The sequence below is a fragment of the Methanosarcina spelaei genome (assembly GCF_002287235.1).
Lineage (GTDB): Archaea > Halobacteriota > Methanosarcinia > Methanosarcinales > Methanosarcinaceae > Methanosarcina > Methanosarcina spelaei.
This window is the reverse complement of sequence record NZ_LMVP01000105.1, coordinates 1-7460: the sequence shown is the minus strand read 5'-3', so window position 1 is coordinate 7460 and position 7460 is coordinate 1. Positions and strand designations below refer to the sequence as shown.

The following is a 7460-nucleotide window of genomic DNA, read 5'->3' as shown; positions in this document are numbered from 1 at the left end:
TTAACCGAACCGACAAAATCCTCGTCAGACAGGAAAAAACTCCTGACTCCATTAATAATGAACAGTAATTGCTGCATTTATGATGCAGGAAATTATAATTATGTGCTCATAGTATTTAAAGGTACTGATTCTCCCTCAAATGAAGAAGAAACCTTGACCAGATGACTATGAGAAAAACCGTCCAGCACAATAAATTCATGCTGAAACAGAAAACACATATACATCAGTTTTAGTATATAAAACTTTTTGTTCAGGAACACTTGGGAAAAACAAATAATGAAAATTTGTTTTGCAAAATCCCTGATTTTCACTCTCAAACTACAAATTCAAGAGCGATCCACGCTTGTTTTGCGCGTGGAACATACAACGGAATATCCAATATATATACCTGTCGCCTGGCCGAACGTCTAGAAAAAAATAATAATGAAGAGAGAGTAAAAGAAATCAAAAAAAGCGTAGCATTAAAATAATAGCAGAAAGTTGAAAGCTGCAAGACGAATAACCTTAAAACTCGAAAAAACGATATATAAGGGATTTAAGAGTATAAAAATAAAAAATATAACTATAATATAAACTATAATAATGAGGTATCAAACTGGCAGACTTAAAGAAACCTACATCCAAAGCCAAGCCTGCAACGGAAGAAACTGTTACAAGAATACGCACACCACGCAGGGAAAATAACGAGATCCTGGCAACTGTTGAGAGTCTCCTGGGTGCGAACCGCCTGAGACTCCGTTGCATGGATGGGGTCGTTCGTATGGGAAGGATTCCGGGTTCAATGAAGAAAAAAACCTGGATAAGAGAGGGAGACGTCGTTATTGTCGTACCCTGGGAGTTCCAGAACGAAAAGGCAGATGTAATCTGGAAATATACAAGGCCGCAGGTAGACTGGCTTGAGAGAAAAGGATACCTGAAAGGATAATATGGGAATGGATCAGGAAAAGAAAATAAGGCGCATTGATAGCGCTAAAGATAAATCTCGGGCCAGGGAAAAGGACTCCGAGCGGCTAAAAGTAGAAGAAAATGTATTCGATGTATCCACTCTTAAAATTCTATATACTCTATCCAACAAGGGCATAATAAAGGCAATGGGGGGATCCATCAGTACTGGAAAGGAAGCAAATGTGTTCTATGCGGAAGGCCCGGAAAAGGAACTGGCTATAAAAATATATAGAATTTCCAGCAGCACCTTCAAGGCTATGGACACCTATATTATGAAGGATCCTCGCTTTACAAACATACGAAATAACAAGCGAGACATTATTTTTGCATGGACACGCAAGGAACTCCAGAACCTGAAACGTGCGAAAAGCGCAGGAGTCCGGGTCCCTGAACCTGTGCTGGCCGAGAAAAACATTCTTATAATGGAATTTATGGGAGAAAAAGAGGTACCATATCCTCTCCTTAAAAATACGCCTCTTGAAAATGATGAGGTAAAACTCGTTTACGATACAATTGTCGAATATATGCACCTTCTCTACAAAGAAGCAAACCTTGTACACGCCGACTTGAGCGAATACAATATCTTGATTGACCCAAATAATATAACTCCCATATTTATCGATATGGGCCAGTCCGTAACCCTTGAACATCCCAACGCCCGAGAATTCCTTTATAGGGACGTGAAAAATATACTCAGGTTCTTCAGCCGCTATGGGATAAAGGACAAAACAGAAGAACTACTTAAAAAGATACAGGCGGAATAATATGACCCAGTATGTCAAAATCCCCAAAGAAAGAGTCGGAGCAATTATAGGTCCGAAAGGAGAAACAAAAAAGTTTATAGAAGACAAAACCGCGTGCCAAGTGGAGGTTGACAGCGAAAGCGGGAAGATAGATGTCACCTGTGAGGAAGATCCATTAAAAGAGTTCAGGGTTCTCGAAACTCTCAAAGCAATCGGGAGAGGTTTTAGTCCCGAAAAAGCTCTCGAACTCCTGGAAGATGAGATGCTTATGCTTGAGGTTATCGACCTTTCCGACGTTGCTACTACTCCAAAAGAACTGCAACGGATAAAGGGCCGGATAATAGGAAGAAATGGAAGAACCAGAGAACTTGCAGAGACCCTGATAAACGTCAAGATCTCAGTATACGGAAAAACCGTATCGATACTTGGGCATCCAGAACAGAACACTATAATCCGAACAGCTATAAGGATGCTGCTCGACGGAGCTACCCACGGTGCAGTATACAAGTTTCTGGAAAAAAAGCATCAGGAGCTTATGCAGTCCCAGCTCGACTCGGTTGATTTCTATTAAGAGAAGAAAATCAGATATACAGGGCCTTTATCATAGAGTATCCTAAGGCCCTTATGATATTACTCAACTTTTTTAGGAAACTGATTTTCAGTTTTTCCGTTTTTGCTAAAGCTTCTAATTGAACTTTCTCAATTAAACTTTCTTCACTAAAGTTTCTCACCAAACCATCTAAAACCTTTTTCTTAGTCCTGAGTCTTATCATCCTCTTCCAGGTCTTCTTCGTCTTCTTCGGATCTTTTTCCTCTGCCTTCGAGGAAGTTACCTCGTCCAGGTTTTGCATTAATTGACTCCTCAATCCAAATCACTTCGCCCCTGGAGAGAGTATATTCTGGGAAAACTCCATCCATACCTTCAAAAGGAGTCCAGCCCGCTTTACTGTGCAGGAACTCGGCTTTTATAGGGCGGAGCTCTCGAGGATTTACAATAATCAGATCTGCATCAAAACCTACCTCAAGCCTGCCTTTGGATTTGCGATCCAGCCCAAAGGCTTTTGCCGGGTTCCAGCTTGTAAGCATGATCATCCGTGAAAGCGGCAGGATATTTTTTCTTACTGCAGCAAGCATAAGAGGCATGAGAGTCTCGACTCCGGGCACCCCTGAAGGAGCAGCTCTTATATCGACATCTTTTTCAGACTCCAGATGAGGGGCATGATCCGAAGCTATCATGTCAATAGTTCCATCATTAATCCCGTTTACAAGAGCTTTGATACTATGACTTCCACGTAGAGGAGGATTCATTTTTCCAAAAGATCGGAGTCTTTCCCAATCGCGTGTAGAAAGGAAAAGATGATGAGGAGTAACTTCACAGGTAAAAAGAGGTTCTTTATTTTCCTTTCTTGCAAGATATTTTTCCTTGCGTATAATACCCATAGCTTCAAGCGTACTCACGTGGCAAAGATGAGCTTTTACTTTCAGTTTGGAAACAAGCTCCAGGGCTTTTTGAACAGCGACCGCCTCACATGCGTTAGGGCGTACTTTTGAATGGTAGTTACAAGAAACGTCTCCTTTTAACAGTCCTTCCAGCTCAAGGCGCATTTTCTCATCTTCAGCGTGGATGGTCGCAAGTGAACTCAGACGTTTAATTTCAGCAAGTGCTTCTTCAAAGGTTTCTTCATTAATATTTAGTTCGCCTGTAGACTCGGCCATGAATATTTCCCCAAAAGCAGTAACCCCCAATTTCCAGAGTTCTTCTAACTTCTCGATATTGCCTGTTACCCCACCATTGATTCCAAAATCAACAACAGATTTTCCCCTGGCAAGTTTGAGCTTTTGTTCGAATGCTCGTCTATTTGTTGTAGGGGGTACGGTATTAGGCTGATCGATGACAGTGGTAATTCCTCCTGCAGCCGCCGCACACGAACCAGTATACCAGTTTTCCTTTGAGGTCATGCCGGGCTCTCTAAAATGGACATGTACATCAATCCCGGCAGGTAAAGTAAGAGCACCTCCTGCGTCTATTATCATATCCGAGCTTGAGACCCTAAGATCTTTTCCTATTTTAGTAACTTTGCCATCCTCAATAACGATTTCAGCAGGCTGAAGCGAATTATTATAATAAATTCTTGTATTTTTTATAAGAATATCAGGCATGGGCGTCTATATGCTTATAAACGTACTTAAAACCTCTACATCAGCGAGAACAGGAAGTGGTTAGTAAAAAAAATAGAAATAAAAGAGAAAAGGAAAAAGCCTTTTCAGTTCAGTTTGACTCTTTCAGCCGTAGCAAGATAGACTACGCTTTCACAGATGTTGCAGCAATGATCTGCAATTCTTTCAAGGTAACGGATAAGGAAAAGTAAATTTGTAGCTCTTGAGATTATACTTGTATCTTTTGCCATCATTTCGATAAGTTCGACCCAGACTGCGTAAAAGAGTTTATCGACCTCTTCATCTCTTTTCGCTGCTGTTCTTGCAAGTTCGACATCCTGGGCCTCAAAAGCCTTGAGGGAATTCTCAAGCATAAATGCGGCGGCATCTGCCATTTTTTTCGTATCTATAAGCGGTTTTACGTGTCCGCCCTCCATTCTTCCTGGGATTTTGGCAATATTTATTGATAATCCCACAATTCGCCTCAGGTCTGCCGTGATCTTCAGAGTAGATACTACAAGCCGAAGATCGCTTGCCATCGGCTGCTGAAGAGCAAGCAGATCAAAAACCGAAGCCTCAATATCTTCTTCAAGTTTGTCCACTTCAGGCTCAAGGGCAAGTGTCTTTTCAGCAAGCTTAACATCGAGATTTATAACTGAAGTCATCGAGTCCCTGAAAATCAATTCTACCATTTCTCCAAGAGAAAGTACAGACTCCTTAAGCAGATCTAGCTGCTTCACATATTGTTCTCGAGTCATTAAAATCACCCAAACCTGCCTGTAATATAATCTTCAGTACTCTTTTCCCTTGGATTTTGAAAAATCTGCTTGGTTTGGCCGAACTCAATCAATTCCCCCATCAGGAAAAACCCGGTATAATCTGATATCCTCGCTGCTTGCTGCATATTATGAGTTACAATTACTATAGTATAATCTTTTTTAAGATTCATTGTCAGATCTTCAATCCTTAAGGTAGAAATAGGGTCAAGAGCGCTTGTGGGTTCATCAAAAAGGATTATTTTTGGTTTTACTGCCAGAGTTCTGGCAATGCAAAGTCTTTGTTGTTGTCCCCCACTTAGAGAGAGAGCAGGAGACTTAAGCCTGTCTGAAACTTCATCCCAGATTGCAGCCGAATGAAGAGCTTGTTCAACAATACCATCAAGATCTTTTCTGTTTGCACCGTGAATACGCGGCCCATAAGCTACATTATCATAAATCGACATAGGGAAAGGGTTGGGTTTCTGGAAAACCATGCCTACGCTTTTTCTAAGGTCAACAACATCCACATCTGGCCCGTAGATATTATCGCTTTCTATCGTAACTTTACCTTCTATTTTACAGTTATTAATAAGATCATTCATCCTGTTTAAGCAGCGGATAAAGGTGGACTTGCCACAGCCTGAAGGACCTATAAGAGCGGTTATACTATTTTTAGGGATATTCATGGAGACGTTCTTAAGTGCCTGTTTCTCCCCATACCACAGATTAAGGTTTTCTACTTTTATCTGAGGTTTAGATACGTTTTGAATACCTTCAGTCATTTAAGTACCTCACTATCACATAAATAATGACGAGTTGTTAGTGAAACTCTTATTAAACTTTCAATTTTTTTCGGTAATGCCTGCGAATCAGAACAGCTACAAGATTTAAACCCAGGACGATAATCAACAGAACCAGAGCTGTTCCATACTGAATAGACCTGGTTTTTGCAATATTTGTCCCTGCTGTTGCAAGCACGAAAAGGTGGTAAGGGAGCGCCATAAACTGCGAATAGACCGAATCAGGCAGCCTTGGCAAAAAATAAGCAACGCCTGTAAAGAGAATCGGAGCGGTTTCTCCTGCAACCCTCCCTATGCTCAACACTGATCCCGTAACAATTCCGGGTATGGCAGCTGGCAGCACTACATGCCGGATAGTCTGCCATTTACTGACCCCAAGTGCAAGAGACGATTCCCGATATTCTTTAGGAACCGTAAGCAAGGCTTCCTCAGTAGCACGGATAATAACAGGTAAAATAAGGAGAGAAAGTGTAAGAGAAGACGACAGCAGGGAAGGGCCAAAACCAAAATATTTTACAAATAACGCAAGTCCAAAAAGCCCGAAGACAACAGAAGGGGTTCCTGCAAGGTTGTTTATTGCCATTTCAATTAACCAGGTTGTCCGGGTTTCTCCTGCATACTCGTTAAGGTATATAGCAACCATAACTCCAACAGGAAGGGCCACAGTCATGGAGCCTATGATGAGGTATAAGGTACCTACAATTGCCGGATAGATTCCACCTTGAGTCATCATAAGTCTGGGCATTTCAGTAAGGAACCCAATGTTAATTGCATTATATCCATTGTAAACAATATAAGCAAGGATAACTAGCACAAACCCTACTACTATCAGTACTGAAAGGCCAAGAAACGCAAAGGCGATCTTTTCGCTTGTCTTTGCATTAAGTCTAAAATTCAGCCCCCCCTGAACCCTGGTCGCTTTATGATCACTTTCTTTTACATCTGCATTTAGTTCCATGCTCAATCCACCTTGAATTGATATCGCTTTTTAATTGAATCCGCAATCAGGTTAATCAGGAAAGTTATGATAAAAAGTACAGATCCAACCGCAAAGAGAGCATGGAAGTGAGTACTTCCCTGAGGAACTTCCCCCATTTCAAGCGCAATTGTGGCGGTCATTGTCCTTACAGAAGCTAGAAAACCCCCTGGAAAAGAAGGAATTACTGCAGTATTTCCAGTAACCATCATAAGGGTCATAGTCTCTCCTATAGCTCTTCCTATACCAAGCATTACAGCCGCTGAGATTCCCGATAGTGCTGCAGGGACTATGACTTTATATATTGTCTGCCACTTCGTAGCTCCAAGAGCAAGCGAACCCTGTTCAAGAGTACTGGGAACAGAACTTATAGCATCCTCTGAAATAGTGATAATCGTAGGAAGCGCCATAATTCCCAGCATAATAGAACCCGTAAGAGCAGTTTGACCGGTTGGCAGGTTAAAGTTATTTTGTATAATTGGAACCAGTACGACGAGCCCAAAGAACCCAAATACAACAGAAGGAATTCCTGCAAGAATTTCAATAAACGGTTTCAGGAAATCTGCAATCCGTGGGTCAGCGATTTCAGAAATATATATAGCAGCAGCAATTCCCAGAGGCACAGCAAAAATGATAGCGCCGGCAGTAACAATAAGAGATCCGAAAAACAAAGGTAACAGCCCGAATTGCCTGTTTACGGATGTCGGATACCAGAATTTTCCTGTAAGGAAATCCATAAGAGACGTATCCCTAAAAACAAGTAAACCGTCTCTGAATAAAAAAAGGCATATAAGGAAGAGAACAACGACCGTAAGGACACTGACTGAAAACAGAGTCCATTCGATTGTTTTTTCCTTATAATTTCTGCTTAGCATTTTATCCCTTAAATGTTTTTAGCAGTTGTTTTACTTTTTCAATGGGATATACCCAACTGTACTTACAATGCTCTGCCCTTTTTCGCTCAACACAAAATCAGTGAACTCCTTTGTTAAGCCTGAGGGCTCCCCATTGGTATAGAAGTAAAGAGATCTTGAAAGCGGGTATGAGCCATTAAGTATACTTTCTTCAGTTGGAGCTACAG

At 41.3% G+C, this 7460-nt stretch carries 10 protein-coding genes; 4 read left to right on the top strand and 6 right to left on the bottom strand.

Annotated features, from left to right (window positions below; all coding sequences use genetic code 11):
* The first annotated feature begins 260 nt into the window (after positions 1-260).
* The 4 genes from ASJ81_RS23255 to ASJ81_RS07175 all read left to right on the top strand — a co-directional run bounded on the left by ASJ81_RS23255 (position 261) and on the right by ASJ81_RS07175 (position 2259).
* Positions 261-470, top strand: a complete 210-nt coding sequence (locus ASJ81_RS23255; RefSeq protein ID WP_212556044.1) for a hypothetical protein — start codon at positions 261-263, stop codon at positions 468-470.
* Positions 471-589: 119 nt separating this feature from the next.
* Positions 590-925, top strand: a complete 336-nt coding sequence (gene eif1A / locus ASJ81_RS07185) for a translation initiation factor eIF-1A (protein WP_095643888.1) — start codon at positions 590-592, stop codon at positions 923-925.
* Position 926: 1 nt separating this feature from the next.
* The gene (locus ASJ81_RS07180; RefSeq protein WP_095643887.1) at positions 927-1709 is read left to right on the top strand and encodes a serine protein kinase RIO; all 783 of its coding nucleotides are present in this window, start codon (positions 927-929) and stop codon (positions 1707-1709) included.
* 1 nt (position 1710) lies between these two features.
* Complete coding sequence (locus ASJ81_RS07175) at positions 1711-2259, top strand: KH domain-containing protein (RefSeq protein ID WP_095643886.1); 549 nt, start codon at positions 1711-1713, stop codon at positions 2257-2259.
* Positions 2260-2441: 182 nt separating this feature from the next.
* Here ASJ81_RS07175 and ASJ81_RS07165 read toward each other — a convergent pair whose 3' ends face one another.
* From ASJ81_RS07165 to ASJ81_RS23610, 6 genes are all read right to left on the bottom strand, one after another.
* On the bottom strand, positions 2442-3848 hold the full coding sequence (locus ASJ81_RS07165; protein WP_095643884.1) for a dihydroorotase: 1407 nt from the start codon (positions 3846-3848) through the stop codon (positions 2442-2444).
* Between the two features lie 104 nt (positions 3849-3952).
* The gene (phoU, locus tag ASJ81_RS07160) at positions 3953-4603 is read right to left on the bottom strand and encodes a phosphate signaling complex protein PhoU (protein WP_095643883.1); all 651 of its coding nucleotides are present in this window, start codon (positions 4601-4603) and stop codon (positions 3953-3955) included.
* A gap of 5 nt (positions 4604-4608) precedes the next feature.
* Positions 4609-5385: a phosphate ABC transporter ATP-binding protein PstB gene (gene pstB / locus ASJ81_RS07155; protein ID WP_095643882.1), complete on the bottom strand. Its 777-nt coding sequence runs from the start codon at positions 5383-5385 to the stop codon at positions 4609-4611.
* 52 nt (positions 5386-5437) lie between these two features.
* Positions 5438-6361, bottom strand: a complete 924-nt coding sequence (gene pstA, locus ASJ81_RS07150) for a phosphate ABC transporter permease PstA (RefSeq protein ID WP_095643881.1) — start codon at positions 6359-6361, stop codon at positions 5438-5440.
* A gap of 2 nt (positions 6362-6363) precedes the next feature.
* Positions 6364-7254, bottom strand: coding sequence for a phosphate ABC transporter permease subunit PstC (gene pstC, locus ASJ81_RS07145; protein WP_095643880.1), 891 nt, complete (start codon positions 7252-7254; stop codon positions 6364-6366).
* 30 nt (positions 7255-7284) lie between these two features.
* A partial coding sequence (locus ASJ81_RS23610) for a PstS family phosphate ABC transporter substrate-binding protein (protein WP_338037402.1) occupies positions 7285-7460 on the bottom strand: 176 nt, incomplete at its 5' end.